This window comes from Halomonas beimenensis, from assembly GCF_002549795.1.
Taxonomy (GTDB): Bacteria; Pseudomonadota; Gammaproteobacteria; order Pseudomonadales; family Halomonadaceae; genus Halomonas; species Halomonas beimenensis.
Window position 1 is genome coordinate 1,619,372 of sequence record NZ_CP021435.1, and the last position, 20,083, is coordinate 1,639,454.

General features: G+C 71.3%; 20 protein-coding genes. 4 read left to right on the top strand and 16 right to left on the bottom strand.

Going from position 1 to position 20,083, the window contains the following annotated elements:
• Positions 1-49: 49 nt before the first annotated feature.
• From BEI_RS07735 to tmpA, 5 genes are read right to left on the bottom strand one after another with little or no spacing between them, the layout of a single operon-like run.
• Positions 50-853, bottom strand: a complete 804-nt coding sequence (locus tag BEI_RS07735) for an ABC transporter ATP-binding protein (RefSeq protein WP_097788973.1) — start codon at positions 851-853, stop codon at positions 50-52.
• 7 nt (positions 854-860) lie between these two features.
• On the bottom strand, positions 861-2,060 hold the full coding sequence (locus tag BEI_RS07740) for a pyridoxal phosphate-dependent aminotransferase (protein WP_097788974.1): 1,200 nt from the start codon (positions 2,058-2,060) through the stop codon (positions 861-863).
• 36 nt (positions 2,061-2,096) lie between these two features.
• Complete coding sequence (locus tag BEI_RS07745; protein ID WP_097788975.1) at positions 2,097-3,692, bottom strand: 5-guanidino-2-oxopentanoate decarboxylase; 1,596 nt, start codon at positions 3,690-3,692, stop codon at positions 2,097-2,099.
• Entirely contained in the window at positions 3,689-4,276 is a 588-nt protein-coding gene (locus tag BEI_RS07750; protein WP_097788976.1) for an HD domain-containing protein, read from the bottom strand. The genes BEI_RS07745 and BEI_RS07750 overlap by 4 nt, the downstream gene beginning before the upstream one ends.
• A complete protein-coding gene (gene tmpA, locus BEI_RS07755) occupies positions 4,273-5,403 on the bottom strand; it encodes a 2-trimethylaminoethylphosphonate dioxygenase (RefSeq protein WP_097788977.1) in 1,131 nt (376 codons plus the stop codon). The genes BEI_RS07750 and tmpA overlap by 4 nt, the downstream gene beginning before the upstream one ends.
• A 137-nt stretch (positions 5,404-5,540) precedes the next feature.
• Here tmpA and BEI_RS07760 point away from each other — a divergent pair, with 137 nt between their 5' ends.
• Entirely contained in the window at positions 5,541-6,548 is a 1,008-nt protein-coding gene (locus BEI_RS07760) for a GlxA family transcriptional regulator (protein ID WP_379802345.1), read from the top strand.
• A gap of 4 nt (positions 6,549-6,552) precedes the next feature.
• Here BEI_RS07760 and BEI_RS07765 read toward each other — a convergent pair whose 3' ends face one another.
• The 4 genes from BEI_RS07765 to BEI_RS07780 form a co-directional block, all read right to left on the bottom strand.
• Positions 6,553-7,881, bottom strand: coding sequence for an MFS transporter (locus tag BEI_RS07765; protein ID WP_193765176.1), 1,329 nt, complete (start codon positions 7,879-7,881; stop codon positions 6,553-6,555).
• Between the two features lie 25 nt (positions 7,882-7,906).
• The gene (locus BEI_RS07770) at positions 7,907-9,133 is read right to left on the bottom strand and encodes a TauD/TfdA family dioxygenase (RefSeq protein WP_097788978.1); all 1,227 of its coding nucleotides are present in this window, start codon (positions 9,131-9,133) and stop codon (positions 7,907-7,909) included.
• 109 nt (positions 9,134-9,242) lie between these two features.
• Positions 9,243-9,617 carry a Rieske (2Fe-2S) protein gene (locus BEI_RS07775; RefSeq protein ID WP_097788979.1) on the bottom strand — a complete coding sequence of 125 codons (375 nt, stop codon included), beginning with the start codon at positions 9,615-9,617 and terminating at the stop codon, positions 9,243-9,245.
• 113 nt (positions 9,618-9,730) lie between these two features.
• A complete protein-coding gene (locus tag BEI_RS07780; protein ID WP_097788980.1) occupies positions 9,731-10,684 on the bottom strand; it encodes a GlxA family transcriptional regulator in 954 nt (317 codons plus the stop codon).
• Positions 10,685-10,886: 202 nt separating this feature from the next.
• Here BEI_RS07780 and BEI_RS07785 point away from each other — a divergent pair, with 202 nt between their 5' ends.
• Both BEI_RS07785 and BEI_RS07790 read left to right on the top strand, forming a co-directional pair.
• Complete coding sequence (locus tag BEI_RS07785) at positions 10,887-11,828, top strand: ABC transporter substrate-binding protein (protein WP_097788981.1); 942 nt, start codon at positions 10,887-10,889, stop codon at positions 11,826-11,828.
• Between the two features lie 70 nt (positions 11,829-11,898).
• Positions 11,899-12,861: a GlxA family transcriptional regulator gene (locus BEI_RS07790; RefSeq protein WP_097788982.1), complete on the top strand. Its 963-nt coding sequence runs from the start codon at positions 11,899-11,901 to the stop codon at positions 12,859-12,861.
• 15 nt (positions 12,862-12,876) lie between these two features.
• On the opposite strand, the gene BEI_RS07795 is transcribed toward BEI_RS07790, so the two are convergent.
• Together BEI_RS07795 and BEI_RS19135 are read right to left on the bottom strand one after the other, a co-directional pair.
• Positions 12,877-13,551 carry a Fe2+-dependent dioxygenase gene (locus BEI_RS07795; protein ID WP_097788983.1) on the bottom strand — a complete coding sequence of 225 codons (675 nt, stop codon included), beginning with the start codon at positions 13,549-13,551 and terminating at the stop codon, positions 12,877-12,879.
• A gap of 81 nt (positions 13,552-13,632) precedes the next feature.
• Complete coding sequence (locus tag BEI_RS19135; RefSeq protein ID WP_193765177.1) at positions 13,633-14,364, bottom strand: hypothetical protein; 732 nt, start codon at positions 14,362-14,364, stop codon at positions 13,633-13,635.
• Between the two features lie 45 nt (positions 14,365-14,409).
• On the opposite strand from BEI_RS19135, the gene BEI_RS19140 reads away from it, so the two are divergent.
• Positions 14,410-15,003, top strand: a complete 594-nt coding sequence (locus tag BEI_RS19140) for a hypothetical protein (protein ID WP_193765178.1) — start codon at positions 14,410-14,412, stop codon at positions 15,001-15,003.
• 93 nt (positions 15,004-15,096) lie between these two features.
• Here the strand turns inward: BEI_RS19140 and BEI_RS07805 are convergent, their stop codons facing one another.
• The 5 genes from BEI_RS07805 to BEI_RS07825 form a co-directional block, all read right to left on the bottom strand.
• Positions 15,097-15,915, bottom strand: a complete 819-nt coding sequence (locus tag BEI_RS07805) for an alpha/beta hydrolase fold domain-containing protein (protein WP_097788984.1) — start codon at positions 15,913-15,915, stop codon at positions 15,097-15,099.
• The gene (locus BEI_RS07810; RefSeq protein WP_193765179.1) at positions 15,912-17,558 is read right to left on the bottom strand and encodes a BCCT family transporter; all 1,647 of its coding nucleotides are present in this window, start codon (positions 17,556-17,558) and stop codon (positions 15,912-15,914) included. Before BEI_RS07810 ends, BEI_RS07805 begins: the two co-directional genes overlap by 4 nt.
• A gap of 136 nt (positions 17,559-17,694) precedes the next feature.
• Positions 17,695-18,159 carry a thioesterase family protein gene (locus BEI_RS07815; protein WP_097788985.1) on the bottom strand — a complete coding sequence of 155 codons (465 nt, stop codon included), beginning with the start codon at positions 18,157-18,159 and terminating at the stop codon, positions 17,695-17,697.
• A complete protein-coding gene (locus BEI_RS07820) occupies positions 18,159-19,115 on the bottom strand; it encodes an L-carnitine dehydrogenase (protein ID WP_097788986.1) in 957 nt (318 codons plus the stop codon). Before BEI_RS07820 ends, BEI_RS07815 begins: the two co-directional genes overlap by 1 nt.
• Positions 19,112-20,032, bottom strand: a complete 921-nt coding sequence (locus tag BEI_RS07825; protein ID WP_097788987.1) for a beta-keto acid cleavage family enzyme — start codon at positions 20,030-20,032, stop codon at positions 19,112-19,114. The genes BEI_RS07820 and BEI_RS07825 overlap by 4 nt, the downstream gene beginning before the upstream one ends.
• Positions 20,033-20,083: the final 51 nt, after the last annotated feature.

Here is a 20,083-nt window from a genome sequence, read left to right on the forward strand (position 1 = left end):
GCAGTTCTCCTTGCTGTTGTCGTGTCGTGCAGGAAAGGGGAGAGTCGGATCAGGCCGCCGGCGCCACGAAGCGCCGGCAGCGCGGATCCCGGCTCTCCTCGAAGACCCGGCGCGGCGAGCCGGCCTCGCCGACGAAGCCGCGGTCGAGGAACACCACCTGGTCGGAGACCTCTCGGGCGAAGGCCATCTCGTGGGTGACCAGCACCATGGTGCGCCCCTCGGCGGCCAGGTCGCGGATCACGCCGAGCACCTCGCTGACCCGTTCCGGGTCGAGCGCCGAGGTGGGCTCGTCGAAGAGCAGCAGGCGCGGCTCCATGGCCAGCGCCCGGGCGATGGCCACCCGCTGCTGCTGGCCGCCGGAGAGGTAGGCCGGGTAGCCGTCGCGCTTGTCGGCCATGCCGACCCGCTCCAGGTAGTGCTCGGCGCGCTCGATGGCCCGGCGCCGGGACAGCCCCTGGACGCGCATCGGCGCCTCGGTGACGTTGCCCAGCACCGTGAAGTGGGGCCAGAGGTTGAACTGCTGGAACACCATGCTGACCTTGGCGCGCAGCCGCTGCAGCTGGCGCCGGTCCAGGCCGACGATGCCGCCCTGGGGATTGCGGTCGAAACGGATCGTCTCGTCCGCAATCGCCAGGTCGCCCTGGTCGGGGCGTTCCAGCAGGTTCAGGCAGCGCAGCAGGGTGCTCTTGCCGGACCCGCTGGCGCCGATGATGGAGGTGACGCTGCCCTCGGGGACCTCGAGGGAGACGTCGCGCAGCACCTCGAGGTCGCCGTAGCGCTTGACGAGGTGACGAACCTCCACCGCCAGGGCGGCGGAGGCATCGGGGGAGGGGGCTTGGGTCGATGATGTCATGGACGACTCATTCGATGGTGGACAGGGAAGCGGTGTCGGCGCGGGCGGCCTCGGCGACGCGGGCCAGCCGCCGGCAGGCCGCGGCGAGGCGGGCCTCCTCGACGGTCAGGCTCAACCGCACGAAGCCGGCGGCGGAGGGGCCGAAGGCCTCGCCGGAGAGCACCGACACGCCCTGCTCGTCGAGCAGGCGGTCGGCGAAGGCCTGGGAGGACAGCCCGGTGGCGCGCACGTCGATCATCAGGAACATGCCGGCCGCGGGGGTGACGACCTGCACCGCCGGGCACCCGGCGAGCGCGGCGACCACGGCGTCGCGGCGCGCCCGGTAGGTCTCGCGCATGGCATCGAGCTCGGGCAGGGGCTGGCGCAGCGCGTCGCGGGCGGCGTCCTGGATGAAGTCCGGGCAGCCGTAGAGCATGCACAGCGCCAGGTTGCTCAGGTGGCCGATCAGGGGCTCGGGGCCCAGCACCCAGCCCAGCCGCCAGCCGGTCATGGCATGGGACTTGGAGAGGCTGTCGACCACCACGGTGCGGCTGGCCATGTCGGGCAGGGCCGCGGCGCAGACGTGCTCGCCCTCGAAGATCAGCTCGGCGTAGACCTCGTCGGAGATCACCCACAGGTCGTGGCGGCGGCACAGCGCGGCGATGGCCGCCCAGGCCTCGGCATCGATCAACTGGCCGGTGGGGTTGTGGGGGGTGTTGAGCAGGATCGCCCGGGTCCGGGGGGTGATCGCCGCCTCGAGGTCGGCCGGGTCCAGGCGGAAACCGGCGTCGCCGCGCAGCGGGATGCGCACCATGCTCGCCCCGGTGGACTGCAGGACCGCTTCGTAGGTGACGTAGCTCGGCTCGGGGACGATCACCTCGTCGCCCGGATCGAGCAGGCACTGGGCGGCGGCGTAGAGGCCGCACTGGGCCCCGGCCATGACGATCAGGTTGTCCGCCGTGGCCGCCACGCCGCGCGCCCGGTAACGCTCGGCGATGGCCTCGCGCAGGGCCCGCTTGCCCTGGACGTCGGGATAGTGGGTGGCGCCGGCGCGCAGGCTGGCCACGGCGCCCTCGACGATCGGTGCCGGGGTGTCGAAGTCCGGGTCGCCCACGGAGAGCACGGTGATGTCCTCGCCGGCGGCCCGGCGGGCCAGGGCCCGGTTGTGGATGTCCCAGGCCGCGGCGCCTTCGCCGGCGATACGGTCGGTCAGTCGGGAATAGCGCATGTCAGGAGTCCTTGGTGGTTGTCGCGTGCGTGGCGCTCATAGCGCCTCGGCCCAGGCGTCGGCATCGACCTCGATGATCAGTGGGCTATCCGCCTCGTTCAGCCGGCCCAGGGCCTCATGCAGGCTCGCCGGGTCGCCGACGGCCTGGTGACGGCAGGCGTAGGCTTCGGCCAGGGCGCGGAAGTCCGGGGCGGCCAGGTCGACGCCCAGGTGCGGCACCTCGCTCATCGACATGTAGCGGCGAATCTCGTCGTAGCCCTGGTTGTTCCAGATCACCAGCGCCACCGGCCGGCCCAGGTCCCGGGCGGTGCCCAGCTCGCCGAGCACGAACTGCAGTCCGCCGTCGCCGACCAGGGCGATCACCGGCTGGTCCGGCCGGGCCAGGGCGGCGCCGAGGGCGGCGGGCAGCCCGTAGCCGAGGGTGCCGAAGCCGGTGGCGGCGTTGAACCAGCGCCGCGGGGCCGGCATCGCGGCCAGGAAGTTGCCGGCGTAGACCGGGCCGGTGGAATCGCCGACCAGGATGGCCTCGGGCAGCGCCTCGCGCAGGGTGGCGTAGAGCGGCACATAGGGGGCGAGCTCCGGATCCGCGCCGAGCGCCAGCGCTTCGCGCACGGTGGCGGCGCGCCCGGCGCCGTCGCGGTCGGCCGCCGCCGGCAGGCGCTCGAGCAGCCCGCCCATCGCCTGGCCGGCCTCGGCGAGGATGGCCAGGTCCGCGGCCTGGTTGCGGCCCAGCTGCTGGGGGTCGATGTCGATCCGGATCAGCCGGCCGTCGAGCCGGAAGCCCTCGTCGAAGACCAGGTCGTAGTCGGTCTCGCCGAGTTCGGTGCCGAGCGCCAGCACCACGTCGGCCTCGGCGGCCAGCCGGCGGGCGGCGGGCAGGCTCAGGGTGGCGCCCAGGTCGAGGGGGTGGTCGAGGCCCAGCACGCCCTTGGCGTTGATGGTGGTGAAGGCCGGGGCGTCGAGGCGCTCGACCAGCGCCCGGGCCGCTTCCGGAGCGGCGGCGGTGCCGCCGCCGAGCAGCACCAGGGGACGCTCCGCCTGGCCGAGCCAGTCGCCGGCCAGGGCCAGGGCCTCGGGGGCCGGGGCCGGCGGGAAGACCCGCGCCGGGGGCGCATGGCTGTCTGGCGCCGGGGCGGCCATGACGTCCAGCGGGATCTCGAGGTGCACCGGGCCCGGGCGGGCGGAGCCGAACACCGCGAAGGCGCGGGCCAGCACCTCGGGCAGCCCCTCCGGGTCGTGCAGGGTGTGGCTGAACACGCTGACGCCGGACAGCGTCTCGCCCTGGTGGGGCATCTCGTGCAGCCGGCCCTGGCCGCGGCCCAGGGTGGCACGCTGGTTGACGCTGGAGATCACCAGCATCGGCACCGAGTCCGCCAGCGCCTGGCCCATGGCGGTGGCGATGTTGGTCATGCCGGGGCCCGAGATGATGAAGCAGGCCGCCGGCCGGCCGCTGGCCCGGGCGTAGCCGTCGGCCATGAAGCCGGCGCCCTGCTCGTGGCGCGGGGTGACGTGGGTCAGGCGGCTCTCGCCCAGGGCGCGGTAGAGCTCGATGGTGTGCACCCCGGGGATGCCGAAGGCGGTGTCGACGCCGTGGGCCTCGAGCAGGCGGATCAGTCGCTGGGCACAGGTCATGGGGAATCGGTCTCCTCGAGGATCGCCGGCAGGCCGCCGTAGGGGGCGCGTCCCAGGACGCGCTCGACCATCGGCACGAAGTGCTCGAGCGGCAGGGTGTCGTAGTCGGGGTCGAAGCTCGCCTGGTCCCAGTCGTCGCAGAAGCGCACGGTCCGCGCATAGGCCGGGTGGTCGCGGAACCGCTCCCGGGCGTGGGGGTCCAGGCCGAAGAAATGGCGGTAATGATACCCCTGGAAGAGCTCGTGGTGGCGGATCATCCAGGCATTGAGCGGATCGACGAAGGGCTCGAGGATGGCCGCGGCGATCTCGGCGTGGTTGGCCGGGGCCAGGTCGTCGCCGATGTCGTGGAGCAGGGCGCAGACCACCATCTCCTCGTCGGCGCCGTCGCGCAGCGCCCGGGTGGCGGTCTGCAGGCAGTGCTCGTGGCGGTCCACCGGGTAGCCGTGGGTGTCGCCGGCCAGGCGGTCCAGGTGCTCGAGCACCCGGCGCGGGGCGTCGGCCACGTAGTCGCGGAAGCGGTCGTCGATCAGGGCCCACTCCTCGCGCCGGGCCTCGCCGAAGTGACGGAAGCGTGCCTGGTTCATGCCACCTCCTCGGTCTCGGCCAGCCGGCGGCGCAGCACCAGGCGACGGCTCGCGGTGCTGTCGCGATCCACGTAGCCCTGGCGCAGGTGGCGCACGCCGCCGGCGAGCTCGTAGGCGCGCCGGCCGTGCAGCAGGCGGTAGTTGTCCATGATCAGCATCTGGCCCGGATCGAGCTTGAGGTGCACGGTGAGCTCGTCGGAGGTGATCAGCTCGTAGAAGGCCCGGCGGGCGGCATAGTAGCGGGCGAGCTCCTCGGCGGGCAGCGCCTCGACCCGCTCGGTGCGGTTGGAGTAGCGCACCCGGGTCACCCGGCCCTGGCCGTCCAGCTCGATCAAGGGGCCTTCGCTCTCGAGCCAGGTGGTCTCGTCGCGATAGCGAAAGCCCGGCGAGACGCGGGTCAGGCAATCGAAGGCCGCCGGGTCGCGCTCGGCGAGCAGCTGGGCGGCGCGGTAGCCGTCCACCAGGGTGTTGTCCCCGCCATCGGCGGCATTGGTCAGGCAGTGCAGCCAGATGTAGCCGGGGATGGGGTCGCGATAGGGATTGTCGGTGTGCGGCTCCAGGCCACGCTGGGTCATGGTCAGGTCGTAGGCGTCGGCCACCGACTTGACGTCGGCGATGCCGCCCCAGTTGGTGCGCCGCAGCGGCCCGATGCGGTCGATCAGCCCCTGCATGCCGTCCTCGTCGGTGGGCACGCCGGAGACCAGCACGAAGCCGTAGCGGTGCAGGTCGTCGAGCAGGGCGAGCAGGGCGTCGTCGCCCTTCACCGCCTCGTCGAACGAGGCGCGCGGCGGGTCGGCCAGGTCACCCTCCCAGAGCGTGCGCCCCGGCGCCACGGTGGCCAGGGGCTTGCGCTCGGCGCGCAGGAGAGCCAGCGGGAAGCGCGTGGCGTGACCGTCGCTGAAGCGCAGGGCCAGGGCATCGCCGTCCAGCTCGGCGTGCGCCAGCGCGAGGTCCAGGGGCAGCTCGGCGGCCTCGACCAGGCGCTGCCCGGTGCGCGGGTCCAGGGTCTCGGCGTCGGGGGCGCGTTCGCGCAGCCACAGGGCCGCGAACTCGTGGGTCTGATCATCGAGGTCGAGGGTCAGGCGCTGCCCGTCGGGGGACAGCCGAGGCTTGCCGCTTGGGGTCATGGCGGTGGATCTCCGGGTAAAGCAGGGGACGTCGTGGGTTCGTGGTCAGCGGCGCCGATGACGTGACCGGCTTTACCCTAACGTCACCTTGCGGCTAGCATTTGTTGAAATTCGCCATAAAGTTGATCTTTTTGGCCATGATGCAGGACTATCCCGAGGCCTGGCCCTATCCGCGGCCGGACTCGCCGCCGTTGCTGTCCCCCGACCAGGCCGAACACACCCTGGATGTCTGGCTGGTGCCCAAGTTCTCGATGCTGACCCTGTTCTGCATGCTGGAACCGCTGCGGGTGGCCAACCGCTTCGGACGCGATCTCTTCGCCTGGCGGTTTCGATCGTCGGACGGCGAGGGGGTGGTGGCGAGCAACGGGGTGCGCATCGACGTGGACGGCCCGCTCGCCTCGGTGCCCGACGACGCCAGCCTGATGGTGGTGTCGTCCTACGAGGCGGAGGCCGAGGTGACGGCCCAGGACCGGGCGGTACTGCGTCGCGTGGCGGCGCACGGCGGCTGGCTCGGGGGGCTGGACACCGCCCCCTTCATCCTGGCCCGGGCCGGGGTGCTGGAAGGGCATCGGGTGGCGCTGCACTGGGAGAGCGTGCCGGCCTTTCGTCGTGAGTTTCCTCACCTGCGCATCAGCCGGGAGCGCTTCGAGTCCGATATCGCCCGCCAGACCGGCGCCGGTGGCACCACCGGCATCGACATGATGCTGGACCGTATCGAGCGGGACTATGGCCCGGCCCTGGCCGATGCCGTGGGGCGCCAGCTGGTGCACGATCGTTACCAGGGGGCGGACGAGGGGGAGCGACAGGCCCGCTACGCGCGGCTGCCCCGCAGCGTGCTGCGCAGCCTGGCGGTGATGGAGGCCAACCTGGCCCAGGCCCTGCCGATCCCCGAGATCTGCCGGATGGTGGGCCAGTCCCAGCGTCAGCTGACGCGGCTGTTCACCGCCCACTTCGGCGAGACCCCCAAGCAATGTTACCTGGGCATGCGGCTGGACCGGGCCCAGCGGCTGCTCGCCGGCAGCCACTGCCGGGTCACCGAGGCGGCGCTGGCCACGGGCTTCCAGCAGCCGGCGCATTTCTCCCGAGCCTATCGCGCCCGGTTCGGGGAGTCGCCGAAGGAGACGGCGGCCCGGGGGCCGGGCTGAAGCGTCAGGCGGTGGTGCCGTCCGGCGTCGCCTCGGAGGGCGACTCCGCCAGGTCGAGTTCCAGCTGGGTCGGTTCGCTGGCCGCCTCCTCGACCCAGGTGGCGCCGAGCGGGGCGGTGCCGGCGGGTACGGCCACGTAGTGTCCGTGTTCCCCGGAATCGGTGCTGGGATGACGGACCAGGCAGTACCCGCCGAAGGCCACGAGGGCGGCATGGATCAGCGCCAGGTCCCAGAGGAAGCCGTCGGGACCCAGCACGTCCATGAGCAGGCCGGTGGTCAGCGGTCCGAGGATGGCCCCGATGCCCAGCGCCAGCACCAGGCTGCTGCTCGCCGCCACCGTCTGCTGCGGAGTGAGCACGTCGTTGGCGCAGGCGAGCAGCAGCGAGTAGAGGGTCAGGGTGGTGCCACCCAGCAGCACGCCGAGCAGCGTCAGGGCGCGGGCGTCGCCCTGGCCCAGCCACAGGCCGGCGAGGGAGAGGACCGTGGCCAGGGCGGCGACCACCACGATCACTCCCTGGCGGTCGGTCTTGTCGGAGAGCTTGCCCAGCGGCCATTGCAGCAGGGCACCGCCGAGGATGAAGGCGCCCATGAAGGCGGCGACCCGGTCCACCGTCAGGCCGCTGCCCGTGGCGAAGACGGCCCCCATGCCGAAGACGCTGCCGTTGGCGATACCGGTCAGCAGGCAGCCCAGGGTGCCCAGGGGCGAGAGCCGATACAGCCGCCGGAGGGACATCGCCTCCGGCTGGCTGGAGTCGGGCTGCGGGGTGTAGCTGAGCAGGATGGGCACCAGCGCCAGGGACATCAGGATCGAAACGATCAGGAAGAGCACCACCCCGCTCGGGTCGGCGACGTTGAGCAGCAGCTGGCCGCCGCCCATCCCCAGGTAACTGATCACCATGTAGAAGGCCAGCAGCCGGCCGCGCAGATGATTGCCGGCATGGCCGTTGAGCCAGCTTTCGGTGACCACGTAGAGCCCGGCATAGGCGAAGCCGGTGACCAGGCGCATGGCCGCCCAGACCCAGGGGTCGATGAACAGCACGTGGACCAGGATGGCCACCGAGGTGATCGAGGCCAGGGCGGCGAACACCCGGATGTGGCCGACCCGGCGCAGCTTGCGCGGCGCCAGGGTCGAGCCGGCCAGGAAACCGACGAAGTAGGCCGACATCACCAGTCCGGTGACGGTGTTGCCGAAGGCCTCCTCGGCGGCACGGATGCCGAGCAGGCTGCCCTGCAGGCCGTTGCCCAGCATCAGCAGGCCGACGCCGAGCAACAGCGCCCAGAGGCTCCAGGCCGCGGAGAGGGTGGTGGCGGGCGTCTGGGCGTCGCGGGTCATGCTGGCCTCCTGCGGCGGGTGGGTTTCAGGCCTCCAGGGGCAGGCGCCGTCGGCGCCGGGCCCGCTGGATCATGCGATAACGCGAGCGAATCTCGTCGCGTTCCATGTAGCAGCCCTGCAGCCAGCGATGGCCGCTGCTGCCCTCGAAGGCATCCCGGGCGTGGAGCAGGCGACGGTTGTCGAAGATCACCAGGTCGCCGGGTGCGTAGGTGAAGCGAATGGCGAAGGCCGGGTCGCGCAGCAGGCGCTGCAGCGTCATCAGCGCCTCATAGGCCGGCTCCACGTCCTCGAAGGCGGTCTGCAGGGGGCCGCGCAGGAAGTCGGCGATGCGCACCTCGAGGAGCTCGCCCCGGGCGTCGAGGCGGATCATCGGCTCGTACCAGACATAATCGGTGGTCTTCGCGGTGTTGGCGTAGCACCAGCGCACCCGGGTCAGGGTCGCCCAGGCCTCCGGGTGGCGGTCGCGCAGGGCCTCGGCCACGGCGAAGCCGTCGAGCATCACCGCCTGGCCGCCCTCCACGCTGTTTTCCAGGCAGTGGAGCATCTGCAGGCCCGGGTGGTACTCGCGGGTCGGCAGGTCCACGTGGGGCGGCAGCGCGATGGCGGTGTAGGCATTGGAGTCCGGGTCCGGCTTGGCCTTGACATCGAACAGTTCGCCGAAGTTGGTGGGGCGCACCGGCCCGATGCGCCGCGCGATGGCGTCCAGCGACCCGGGTTCGGTGGGCAGTTGGCGAAGCCGCACCAGGCCCTTGCCCAGGACGCTTTCCAGCGCCGGGGCGAGGATCGCCTCCTCGGCCTCCCCGCCCGGGGCGGTATCGAGCAGGCCGGCGGCGTCGAGGGTGTCGGGACCGGCGTCGGGGCCGCCCTGCCAGGTGGAGATCGCCACCAGCGGCGCCTCGGGATCCTGGGCGTTGTCGTAGTCGTGGGCGCGCAGCCACCCCGGGTGGAAGCGCAGGCGACGATCCTCGGGGATGAAGTCGACGCACAGCGCGCCGGCGTCATCGATCTCGGCCCCGGCGATCTCCGGCCAGGCGGGCAGGGTGGAGAGGTCCAGGATGCGCTCCCGGGTCGCCGGGTTGACGGTGGTGTCGTCGGCGGCGTTCTCGCGCAGCCAGATGCCGTGATAGCGGCTGACCCGGCCATCGCGCCAGCGCAGCGTCACCAGGCGCGGCGTGAAGGAGACGGCGTCGAGCTCGACGTCGATCGGCCAGGCGTCGTAGTCGGGCGTGAGCGGCAGGTCGGTGCGGGACATGGGATCTCCTGAACGTCGTGACAACGCGACTCAGGATGCCAGGCGCCCCCTCCGGCCATACCACAGAATTCGACGCCGACTGTGCACGATTCGACAGATCGGCCGGCGCCTAATCGCCGATCACCAGCCAGCCGTCCTCCCGGCGCACCGGGACGGGATCCAGGGCACAGCCCAGGCCATACCCGCCCGTCCCCTCGCCGGTGCGGGCCGAGAAGGCGGCATCGTGGTTGGTACAGCGCAGCCGCTCGCCATCCTCGCTCAGCACCCGCCTGCCGCGCTGGTCGAGGGGCAGGAACTGGTGGGGGCAGGCGTTGACGTAGGCCCTGAGCTCGCCATCGCCGAGGCACACCACGAGCAGCGGGAAGCGGCCTCGCTCGCCTTCCAGGGTCAGGCTCAGGTGGCCCTGCTCGGGCAGGGCTTCGGCCTCGATCACGGGGGTGCCGGGGGAGGGCGCGCTGCGGTAGGTCTTCCAGGCTGGGGTCATCGGGGGCTCCGGGGATCAGGGGGCATTTGGTTTCAAACGAAACCAGTTGCCGGCCAGCCTGTCAATGTCGGCCGCCGACCGCGAGTGCCCAGGGCCGGAGGGCATGCCGCGGCTCAGGGCCGCCGGCGCCACTCGCTCGGGGTGACGCCGTGGCGGCGGCGGAAGGCCCGGGTGAAGCTCGAGGCGGAGGCGAAGCCGCAGGCCAGGGCGATGTCCATCACGCTGTGGCGGGTCTCGCGCAGCAGCCGATGGGCATGGTCCAGGCGCCGGGCCAGGTAGGCCCGCTGGGGCGAGGTGCCCAGGTGGCGGGCGAAGAGTCGGTCCAGGCGGCGCCAGGAGAGGTCGAGTTCGGCGGCGAGCTCGCGGATGCCCAGCGGCGACTCCAGGTTGGCCTCCATCAGGCCGATAGCGCGCCGAAGGGTCGGGTCCGGCGGAGCGGCCGGATCACGTTGGCGGCTGGCCGGCAATCGTCCGTGGTCGTGGATCAGCTGGTCACGGACGCGCTGGGCGAGGTCGTCGCCGTGGCGACGCCGGATCAGGTCCAGGCTCATGTCGATGGCCGCGCTGCCCCCGGCGCAGGAGAAACCCTCCGGCGTGACCTCGTAGATCGACTCCACGGCATCGACCCGGGGAAAGCGGGTGCGGAACTCGGGCAGGCACTCCCAGTGCAGGGTGACCGTCTGGTCGTCGAGCAGCCCGGCGGCGGCCAGCGCGAAGCAGCCGGTGTCGATCCCGCCGAGCACGCAGCCCGAGGCGGCGCACTGGCGCAGCCAGTCGAGCAGGGCCTCGTCGAGGGAGGCCTCGGGCTCGAAGCTGGCGCAGACGGCAAGGCTGGGCAGCGCCGTCGCCTCGGCGAGGGCGCGGGTGGCGGTCAGCGTCATGCCGTTGGAGGCGACCACCGGTTCGCCGTCACGGCTGATCAGGTCCCACTCGAAGAGGGGGGCGCCGCTGATGCGATTGGCGATGCGCAGCGGCTCGATGGCCGAGAAGAAGGCGACCATGGCGAAGCGCGGCAGCAGCAGGAAACCGATCCGCTCCGGGGCGGGGACGGGAGGATGAAGTCTCATGGGGGTCGGGCCGGCGTCGAGTGGGGGCTCGGGAGGCCCCTGGAAGGGGCCCGCGGATCTCGACCCCCGATTGTAGGGGCTGGACGGGCCTTTGCAACGCCGGGCATCTGTCGCCTGATGCGGCTCCAGTGTCGCCTGGCGTCAAGTCTGGGGGCGAGGTGTCGTCAGAATGAAGGCATCTTCATCGAACGAGGAGTCTCGCATGCCCCACCTTCGCCCGCACCGCACCCTGCTGACCGCCGCCGCGTTCTCCCTCGCCGGCCTGGCGAGCCTGCCGGCCCAGGCCGAGATCGAGGAAGTGCGCTTCGGCGTGCCTCCGTGGCCGGGCGTGACCGTCAAGTCCGAGGTCGCCGCCCAGTTGCTCGAGGCCCTGGGCTACGAGACCCGGCAGAAAGACCTGGCGGTCAGCGTCATCCTCAATGGCCTGGCCCAGGGTGACCTGGAGGTCTACCTGGGGGGCTGGTACCCGGTGCAGACCGAGATGGTCGAACCGCTGGTGGCCGAGGGCAAGGTGGCCAAGGCCGCCGCCAATATCCAGGGGGCCACGTCCGGCCTGGTGGTGCCGCGCTACGTCCATGAGGCCGGCATCACCTCGGTGGCCGATCTCGACGCCCATCGCGAGCGCTTCGACGGCACCATCCAGGGCATCGAGGCCGGGACCGGCATCAACACCGCCATCCTGGGGGCCATCGACGAGGATCTCGCCGGCCTCGGTGACTGGCACCTGCGCGAGAGCTCCACCGCGGCCATGCTGGCCCAGGCGGAGCAGAAGATGCGCGACGGCGAGTGGGTGACCTTCGTCGGCTGGGAGCCCCACTGGATGAACGTCAGTTTCGATCTGGTCTACCTGGACGATGCCGACGAGGCCGGCATCGCCGACATCGAGAGCACGGTCTGGACGGTGGTGCCGGCCTCCCTCGAAGCCGAGGATCCGGACCTGTACCGCTTCATGAGCCAGTACGTGGTCGACACCGCCGACCAGAACGACTGGGTGCACGGCTACAGCTACGAGGAGCGGCCCGCCGAGGAGGTGGCCCGCGAGTGGATCCGCGCCCACTACGACACCGTCGCGACCTGGCTCGAGGACGTCGAGGCCCGGGACGGCCGGCCCGCCATGGAGGCGGTGAGGGCCCACTTCGGCTGAACGGGTGCCTTGCTCGCCTCGCCGGGGCCGGTCATCATGATCGGCCCCCGTCGCTTCCGCCGCTTCCCTTATGCGTCTCGACTATTCCGGTCCCCTTCCCGAGCCGATCGGCTTCCTGCTGCTGCCGAGCTTCTCCATGATGGCCTTCTTCTCGGCCGTGGAGCCCCTGCGCATCGCCAACCGCATCAGCGGCCGGCCCCTGTTCGACTGGACGCTGATCAGCGAGGACGGCGGACCGGTGACGGCCTCCAACGGCATGACGCTGCTCGCCGACCAGTCGATCGAAGGGGTGCACCATCTGCCGTCCCTGGCGGTGTGCAGCGGCTTCGATCCGGAACGTCACCTGAGCCGGGCGCTGATGCGCTGGCTGCATCGCCTCGATGCGGCGGGCTGCGCGCTGGGCGGACTCGACACCGGTTGCTTCCTGCTGGCCGCGGCGGGGCTGCTGGAGGGCGAGCGGGTCACCCTGCACTGGGAGAGCCTGCCGGCCTTCCGGGAGCGCTTCCCGGCCATCGCGACCTCGGACGAGCTGTTCGAGCTGGGCGGGCGGCGCTTCTCCTGTGCCGGCGGGGCGGCCGCCATGGACATGGCGCTGGAAGCGATCGCCCGCCGGCACGGCCAGCGCCTGGCCATCGACGTCTCGGAGCAGCTGATCCACGAGCGCATGCGGACCCGGCACGACCAGCAGCGCATGACCCTGGCCCGGCGCCTGGGCACCCATAACGCCCGCCTGGTGGAGGCCGTGGACCTGATGGAGCGTCATCTGGAGACGCCGCTTCCGCTGGCCGAGGTGGCAAGGCGAAGCGGCGTCTCGCTGCGCCACCTGCAGCGGCTCTTCGAGCAGGAGCTGGGGCGATCGCCCCGGGACTGGTACCTGGAGCTGCGCCTGGATCGGGCCCGTCACCTCCTGGAGGAGACCGACCTGGACATCCTGGCGGTGGGGCTGGCCTGCGGCTTCGCCTCGAGCTCCAGCTTCGCCCGGGCCTTCCGCCAGCGCTTCGGCGCCTCGCCGCGGCAGGTCCGTCGCGGCTGACCCTTCCGCGCGGCCTTACACCTCGGCCCACATCCGCAGCAGATTCGCCAGGCTCTTCGACAGCATGTCAAAGGTCCGTGTCTTGCCGTTGGCCTCGAATTCCTGTCGACGGGTGGTATCCAGGTCGAAGAGGATCTCGCGCTGTTGGGGGTCGCGAACCTGGCTCTGGGCCCAGCCCACCGCGGCGAGCCGCTCGCCCCGGGTCACCGGCTCGACCCGATGCAGCGTCGAGGAGGGGTAGAGGATCAGCGCGCCAGCCGGCAGCTTGTAGGTCTGCTCGCCGGCGGTCGAGTCGACGAGCAGCTCGCCGCCGTCGTAGCTGTCCGGATCGTTGAGGAAGAGGGTGAACGACAGGTCGGTGCGCATGGCGCCCTGGGGGGTGGCCATGATCGCATCGTCGACGTGGTTGCCGTAGGTCATGCCCTCCTGGTAGCGGCTGAACATCAACGGTTTCATGCGCTTCGGGCGGGCCGCCATCTGGAAGAGGGGGTTGGCCTGGAGCGCCTTGGCGACCTCCTGGCGGAGTTCGGCGATCTCGGGCCGTCGCCCGTCGGCCTGTTCGTTCTGCTTCACCGTGCGAGCATGCCAGCCGGCCGTCTCCCGGCCGTCGCGGAAGTCGGTCTCTGCCAGGGTGGCCCTGACGCGGGACAGCAGCTCGGGGGAGATGGCCTGGTCGATGCAGAGGATCACGGGCACGCTCCAGTCGTTCGGATTGAGCGACGATTATAAACAAGTGTGAATCGTTTGCATTAGTCTTTCGTAGTCGGCAAGCTATCGGGGCACCGAGAATGGCCTGCATGGCCGTGCGCCCTGGCAATCGCAATCGATAAGGAAGCCCGAATGTCCAACAACATCCGTACCAAGCTGTGGGTCGGCGTCGGTACCAGCGTCCTGCTGGGCACCAGCGCGGCCAGCTGGGCCGAGGCCGACGCCTCCGCCGAGTTCACCCAAGGTCCCGACAACCTGCTGCTGGCCTCCGCCGATCACGGCGGCGAGGGCGGTGAAGGCGCCGAAGGCGGCGAAGCCAGCCATTACCACGAGGAAGGTGGTGAAGGCGGTGAAGGCGGTGAAGGCGGCGAGGCCGGTCACCACCACGAAGGCGGTGAAGGTGGCGAAGGCGGCGAAGGCGGCGAGGCCGGTCACCACCACGAAGGCGGCGAAGGTGGTGAAGGTGGCGAAGGCGGCGAGGCCGGTCACCACCACGAAGGCGGCGAAGGTGGTGAAGGCGGCGAAGGCGGCGAGGCCGGTCACCACCACGAAGGCGGCGAAGGCGGTGAAGGCGGTGAAGGCGGTGAAGGCGGTGAAGGCGGTGAAGGCGGTGAAGGCGGTGAAGGCAGCGCCGCGGCCGATCCCTATGCGGTCTTCGCCTACCTGAACGCTTCCGCCGGCGGCGAAGGCGGTGAAGGCGGCGAAGGTGGCGAAGGTGGTGAAGGTGGTGAAGGTGGCGAAGGTGGCGAAGGTGGCGAAGGTGGCGAAGGTGGCGAAGGTGGCGAAGCCGGCCATGCCATCGACGCCAGCAACCCCGGCGTCTACTACACCAACCTGGCCATGATGAAGGGCCACCTGGCCGTCGCCCGCGAGCTCTACCAGGCCGGCGAGCAGACCGCGGCCCAGCCGCATTTCGGCCATCCCCTCCACGAGCACTACGAGCCCCTGGAATCCGCCTTCGAGGCGCGGGGCGTCGAGCACTTCGAGGGTACCCTGGAAGCCCTGGTCGAGGAGGTCCGTGAAGGCGGCGAGTGGGGCGACCATGCCGACGCCTATGCGGCGGCCGTCGGTGCCATCGACGCCGCCATGCAGGACGTGGACGGTGAGCTGCGCGAGGACGTGACCTTCCAGAGCCGCGTCCAGCTGGCCCTGCTGCGCCAGGCGATGCACGAGTACGAGGAAGCCGTGGATGACGGCCAGTTCGTCAATGTCCTCGAGTACCAGGACAGCCGTGGCTTCGTGCTGACCGCCAAGGCGCTGCTCGAAGTGCAGTCCGAGCTGTACGACGACGAGGCCTACGGCGAGCTGCTGGCGGCCTACGAGGACGCGCTCGCGGCCTGGCCGTCCGCCGTCGCTCCCGAGGCGCCGGTGATGACGCCGGGCGAGCTCTCGGCCGCGATGTTCAAGCTGGAGGCGGAGCTCGGCGAGTACTGAGCCTGAGCCGCGGACGATCGAAGCGGGGGCCGAGGCCCCAGCAAGGAAGGCCCGACCCGGCGCTGCCGGGTCGGGCCTTGTCGTCTGTGGGGCTCACGACAGCCGATGTGCCAGGGCGGTACAGAAGTCGCCCCAGGCCTCGCCCATGGCGGGCAGGGCGGCATGGGCATGCAGGGCGCCGTGCCAGAGCCCCGGGGCACGACGGTAGCCGACCTCGGCGCCGGCGGCGCGCCAGGCCGCCACGGCGTCTTCCAGCGGCGCGGTGAGGGGGTCGTGTTCCACCGCCAGTACCTCGAGGCGTGCGCCGGGCGGCAGGGCGGGATCGCCCTCCGGCAGGTCGTCCTCCACCATCGCCCAGAGGGCGAGGACGTCCTTTCGGGAGAGCAGGGGCGCGTCCGGTCCCAGGGTGTCCGGGGTGGGATGGCCCACCGGCGGATAGATCAACCCCAGCGGGCCTCGCCACTCGCCGGTCCCCGCCGCGTCCATCACCAGGCGCCCGCCGGCGCTGTCGCCCACCGCCGCCCGCGGGGTGAGCGCCTCGATCACCGCCCGGCAGTCCGCCAGGGCCTCGACGTAGCTCGCCTCCGGCGCCAGCCGATAGTCGACGCTGACCACTTCTCGGCCCAGGCGTTCGGCGAGGCTCGCCGCGATGCCCTGGTGGCTCGCCACCGAGCCCAGCGTCCAGCCGCCCCCATGGACGTAGACGACCTCGCCGGGCAGGGCCCCGGCCGGGCGAACGCGGCGTACGGCGACGCCGGCGACGCTGCCGTCCTGGACGGCCATGCCCTCGGGCAGCGGCGGCGCGAAGCCCTGGCAGAGCCGGTCATAGCGCGGCCGGGCCGCCCCGAGGGGCAGCCCGGCCAGTGCCTGGAGGCCATGGGTGAAGGCGCGGCGGAAGGCCTCCGGCGTCATCGACGCTCCAAGGCCGGGCGGGGGCGGCGGGACTCCCGCACCAGGGAGACCAGGATGCCGGCGGTCATCACCAGGATGACCCCGCTCAGCGGCAGGGCGGCGGCGATCAGGGCGGTCTGCAGCGCCTTGAGCCCGCCGGCCACCAGCAGCACGGCGGCCACCAGTCCGATCACCACGCCCCAGAAGACCCGGAAGCGCTGGGGCGGATCGTCGTTGCCCAGCGAGAGGATGGTGGTCAGCACCAGGGTGCCGGAGTCCGAGGAAGTGACGAACCAGCTCATCAGCAGGAAGACCATCAGCGCCGAGAGGGTCCAGCCGATGGCGCCGGTCCCGGCGATGCCGTCGGCGCTGGCGAAGAGCGCGGCGGGCAGGTTCCAGGCGTTGACCAGCTCGATGATCCCCGCCGTGCCCGGCCCGTTCGCGGCATTGAGCTCCTGGTAGAGGGCGTTGCCGCCGAAGATGATCAGCCACACGAAGATGATCAGGGTCGGCACCAGCAGCACGCCCAGCACGAACTCGCGCAGGGTGCGCCCCCGGGAGATGCGGGCGATGAACAGCCCCACGAAGGGAGCCCAGGCCAGCCACCAGCCCCAGTAGAAGATGGTCCAGCCCTGTTGCCATTCGACCCGTTCCGGGGTCTCGGCGAACCACAGGCCCATGGGGATGAAGTTCGCGGCGTAGTCCACGAGGGTCTCGCCGAAGGCCTGGACCAGCCACAGGGTCGGGCCGCCCAGCAGGAAGGCCCCGACCACCAGCACCGAGACCCAGATGTTGAGCTCGGAGATCAGCCTGATGCCGCGCTGCACCCCGGACACCACCGATAGGATGGAAATCGCCGAGATCACGGCGATCAGCGTCAGCTGGGTATCAAGGCCGGCGCTGAGACCCACCAGGCGCTCCAGACCCACGGCCATCTGGCTGACGCCCAGTCCCAGCGAGGTGGCGACCCCGAAGACGCAGCCCAGCACGCCGAGGATGTCCACGGCATGCCCGATGGGCCCGTAGATGCGCTCGCCGATAAAGGGGTAGAGCGCGGAGCGCAGGGCCAGCGGCAGCCCCTTGCGGTAGGCGAAGTAGGCCAGCGACATCCCGACGATCACGTAGACGGCCCAGCCATGCAGGCCCCAGTGGAAGACCGAGACGCGCAGGGCATCGATGGCTCGCTCGTGACCGATGGCGGTGGCGCCGGCCATGTCGGCATGGGGGTTGTTCGGGTAGCCGAAGGCGCCGGTGTCGTCGAGGTAGAAGACGGGCTCGGCGACACCGAAGAAGAGGATGCCGATGCCGATGCCGGCGGAGAACAGCATCGAGAACCAGGCGAAGTTGCTGAATTCGGGACGGCTGTCGTCGGCGCCCAGGCGCACGCCGCCGAAGCGGCTCAGCACGATGAAGGCGCAGACCGCCATCAGCAGCATCACGGTGACCAGGTAGTAGCCGCTGAAGGTGCTCTCGATCCAGCCGCGCGCCGCGCCGAAGACGCTGCCGGCCAGCTCCGGGCCGAGGCCGGTGAACAGCACGAAGGCCAGCACCAGGCCGGCGGCGGTGAGGGTCATGCCCTTGTGCACATGACGGAAGAGGCCGGTCTGAGCCAAGGCGGGGTCGGGATAGCTTTCGCCTTCGGGCGATTTCGTTGGACTTGTCATGGAAGCTTCCTTTGCAGAGGGTGAAGGGGGACTGCGGTCACGATAGGAAGGGTCCTCCTGAGGTCGGACGAGGGGCCGACGATCCCCGTCCCGCCCGGTGACGAGGCACCGGGCGGGGCTGGTGGCGGTGTAGGGATCAGCGCCTGGCGGGCGGCAGGCCGATGCGTCGCCCGGCCAGCTCCGGCCAGGCGTCGGCGGCGGCCGCCGGCAGCGCGGCGACGGCCCGGGCGACCTCCTCGGGGAAGGGCGCCGGGCGACCGGCCTCGCTGTCGATGCCCATCAGCATCTGCTCGCTGGTGGCCAGCAGGGTGCCGTCCGTGGCGCGCATCTCGAAGAAGACATGCAGGCGCTTGGCATCGCGGTCCAGCACCGTCACCTCGACCGCCAGCGGCTGGCCCTCGTGGGCCTCGCGCCGGTAGCAGAGATGGGTCTCCAGGGTGAAGATCGTGTAGCCGTGGCGGCGCCGGCCGGCCTCGTCGAGGCCGAGACGCTCCATCAGCGCCTCCACGCCCAGGGAGAACACCCGGGCGTATTCGGCGTCGTTCATGTGGCCGTTGTAGTCGACCCACTGCGGGGCGACGCGGGTCTCGAGCAGTGCCATCAGATGCGCCCCTCCAGGCCCTCGGCCTCGGGCCAGTACTTCTGCACCAGGTCGAGCAGCTCGACCAGGAAGTCATCGCGGCGGCGGTCCAGCTCGGCCACCGGGCGGCCGGCGGCCTGGAACTCGCAGCCCTCCACGACCTTGTCGATCAGCTCATCGGTGAGCTCGGGCGCCTCGAGCTTGGTCCAGGGCAGCTTCAGGGCCGGGCCGAACTGCTCGAGCATGTGGCGCATGCCCTGCTCGCCGCCGGCCAGGTGGAAGGTCAGGAAGGTGCCCATCAGCGACCAGCGCAGCCCGCAGCCGTAGACCACGGCGGCGTCCACCTCCTCGGTGGTGGCCACGCCGTCGTTGACCAGGTGCAGGGCCTCGCGCCACAGCGCCTCCATCAGGCGGTCGGCGATATGGCCCTCGATCTCGCGGCGTACCACCAGCGGACGCATGGCCAGCTCCTGGTAGAGCGTCTGGGCGCGGGCGATATGGTCGGGCTCGGTGGCCTCGCCGCCCACCAGCTCGACCAGCGGCAGCAGATAGACCGGGTTGAAGGGGTGGGCGACGATCACCCGGCCCGGGACCCAGCGGCAGTCGCGCTGCAGGTCGCTGGGCTTGAAGCCCGAGGTGGACGAGCCGACGATCGCGCCGGGCGCCGCCGCGGCGTCGATGGCGGCGAGGATCTCGCGCTTGAGCTCGAGGCGCTCGGGGACGTTCTCCTGGATCAGGTCGGCCCCGGCCACCGCCTCCTCTAGGCTGTCGACGAAGGTCAGCCGCGCGGGGTCGGCGCTCTCGGCCAGGCCGAGTCTCTCGAGCGACGGCCAGGCGTTGTCGACGAAGGCGCGGGTACGGGCTTCGGCCTCGGGGGCCGGATCGAAGGCCACCACGTCCCAGCCCTGGGCCAGGGCTCGGGCGATCCAGCCGTTGCCGATCACCCCGGTGCCGATGACGCTGAGTTGACGGCTCATGCCTCACCTCCCGCGGCTGTCTCGACCGTCTGGCCGGTGCTCGGATCGCGCAGCGACAGGTGCGCCCGGGTCTCGGCCGGGGTCATGATGCGGCCGCCGAGGTTCTCGATGATGGTCCCGGCCTTCTCGACCAGGCCGCCGTTGGTCGCCATCACGCCCTTCTCCAGGTAGAGATTGTCCTCCAGGCCGACCCGGGCGTGGCCGCCGAGCAGCATCGCCTGGGCGACCATGGGCATCTGGTGGCGGCCGATGCCGAAGGCCGCCCAGTTGGCGTTCTCCGGCAGCCTGTTGCGCATGGCCAGCATGGTCTCGGGGTCGGCCTCGGCGCCCCAGGGGATGCCCAGGCACAGCTGGAACAGCGGGTCGCCGTCGAGCAGGCCTTCCTGCTGGAGCTGGCGGGCGAACCAGACGTGGCCCAGGTCGAAGCACTCGAGCTCGGGCTTGACGCCGGCGGCCTGCACCAGTCGCGCGTGCTCGCGCAGCCAGTCGGCGGTGTTGACGTAGACCATGTCGCCGAAGTTCAGGCTGCCGCAGTCCAGGGTGCACAGTTCCGGCAGCAGCTCGCCCACCGGCTCGTGGCGCTGGGCCGGGGTCTGGATGTCGGTGCCCGGGCCGCCGCGGGTCGGGTCCTCGGCGTCGGGGATCCAGTCGCCGCCGCCGCCGGCGGTGATGTTCATGACGATGTCGGCGTCGGCCTCGCGGACACGCTCCATGACCTCGCGGAAGTGGTCGACGGAGTGGCTGATGCCTCCGGTCTCGGGGTCACGGACGTGGATATGGGCGACGCTGGCACCGGCGCGGGCGGCCTCGATGCAATTGTCGGCGATCTGCTTGGGCGTCACCGGCACGTTGGGGTTCTTGCCGGTGGTGTCGCCGGCGCCGGTGACGGCGCAGGTAAGGATGACGTTGCGGTTCATGGGGACCTCCTTGCGAAACCTGCAGGGAGTGTCCGTCATGACGGCGGCATC

What these genes read in the sequence shown, in the direction of transcription:
- BEI_RS07735 (WP_097788973.1), bottom strand. Translation starts at nt 853, where the DNA reads ATGACATCATCGACCCAAGCCCCCTCCCCCGATGCCTCCGCCGCCCTG.
- BEI_RS07740 (WP_097788974.1), bottom strand. Translation starts at nt 2,060, where the DNA reads ATGCGCTATTCCCGACTGACCGACCGTATCGCCGGCGAAGGCGCCGCG.
- BEI_RS07745 (WP_097788975.1), bottom strand. Translation starts at nt 3,692, where the DNA reads ATGACCTGTGCCCAGCGACTGATCCGCCTGCTCGAGGCCCACGGCGTC.
- BEI_RS07750 (WP_097788976.1), bottom strand. Translation starts at nt 4,276, where the DNA reads ATGAACCAGGCACGCTTCCGTCACTTCGGCGAGGCCCGGCGCGAGGAG.
- tmpA (WP_097788977.1), bottom strand. Translation starts at nt 5,403, where the DNA reads ATGACCCCAAGCGGCAAGCCTCGGCTGTCCCCCGACGGGCAGCGCCTG.
- BEI_RS07760 (WP_379802345.1), top strand. Translation starts at nt 5,541, where the DNA reads ATGATGCAGGACTATCCCGAGGCCTGGCCCTATCCGCGGCCGGACTCG.
- BEI_RS07765 (WP_193765176.1), bottom strand. Translation starts at nt 7,881, where the DNA reads ATGACCCGCGACGCCCAGACGCCCGCCACCACCCTCTCCGCGGCCTGG.
- BEI_RS07770 (WP_097788978.1), bottom strand. Translation starts at nt 9,133, where the DNA reads ATGTCCCGCACCGACCTGCCGCTCACGCCCGACTACGACGCCTGGCCG.
- BEI_RS07775 (WP_097788979.1), bottom strand. Translation starts at nt 9,617, where the DNA reads ATGACCCCAGCCTGGAAGACCTACCGCAGCGCGCCCTCCCCCGGCACC.
- BEI_RS07780 (WP_097788980.1), bottom strand. Translation starts at nt 10,684, where the DNA reads ATGAGACTTCATCCTCCCGTCCCCGCCCCGGAGCGGATCGGTTTCCTG.
- BEI_RS07785 (WP_097788981.1), top strand. Translation starts at nt 10,887, where the DNA reads ATGCCCCACCTTCGCCCGCACCGCACCCTGCTGACCGCCGCCGCGTTC.
- BEI_RS07790 (WP_097788982.1), top strand. Translation starts at nt 11,899, where the DNA reads ATGCGTCTCGACTATTCCGGTCCCCTTCCCGAGCCGATCGGCTTCCTG.
- BEI_RS19135 (WP_193765177.1), bottom strand. Translation starts at nt 14,364, where the DNA reads ATGGCCGGCTTCGCCACCTTCGCCACCTTCGCCACCTTCGCCACCTTC.
- BEI_RS19140 (WP_193765178.1), top strand. Translation starts at nt 14,410, where the DNA reads ATGATGAAGGGCCACCTGGCCGTCGCCCGCGAGCTCTACCAGGCCGGC.
- BEI_RS07805 (WP_097788984.1), bottom strand. Translation starts at nt 15,915, where the DNA reads ATGACGCCGGAGGCCTTCCGCCGCGCCTTCACCCATGGCCTCCAGGCA.
- BEI_RS07810 (WP_193765179.1), bottom strand. Translation starts at nt 17,558, where the DNA reads ATGACAAGTCCAACGAAATCGCCCGAAGGCGAAAGCTATCCCGACCCC.
- BEI_RS07815 (WP_097788985.1), bottom strand. Translation starts at nt 18,159, where the DNA reads ATGGCACTGCTCGAGACCCGCGTCGCCCCGCAGTGGGTCGACTACAAC.
- BEI_RS07820 (WP_097788986.1), bottom strand. Translation starts at nt 19,115, where the DNA reads ATGAGCCGTCAACTCAGCGTCATCGGCACCGGGGTGATCGGCAACGGC.
- BEI_RS07825 (WP_097788987.1), bottom strand. Translation starts at nt 20,032, where the DNA reads ATGAACCGCAACGTCATCCTTACCTGCGCCGTCACCGGCGCCGGCGAC.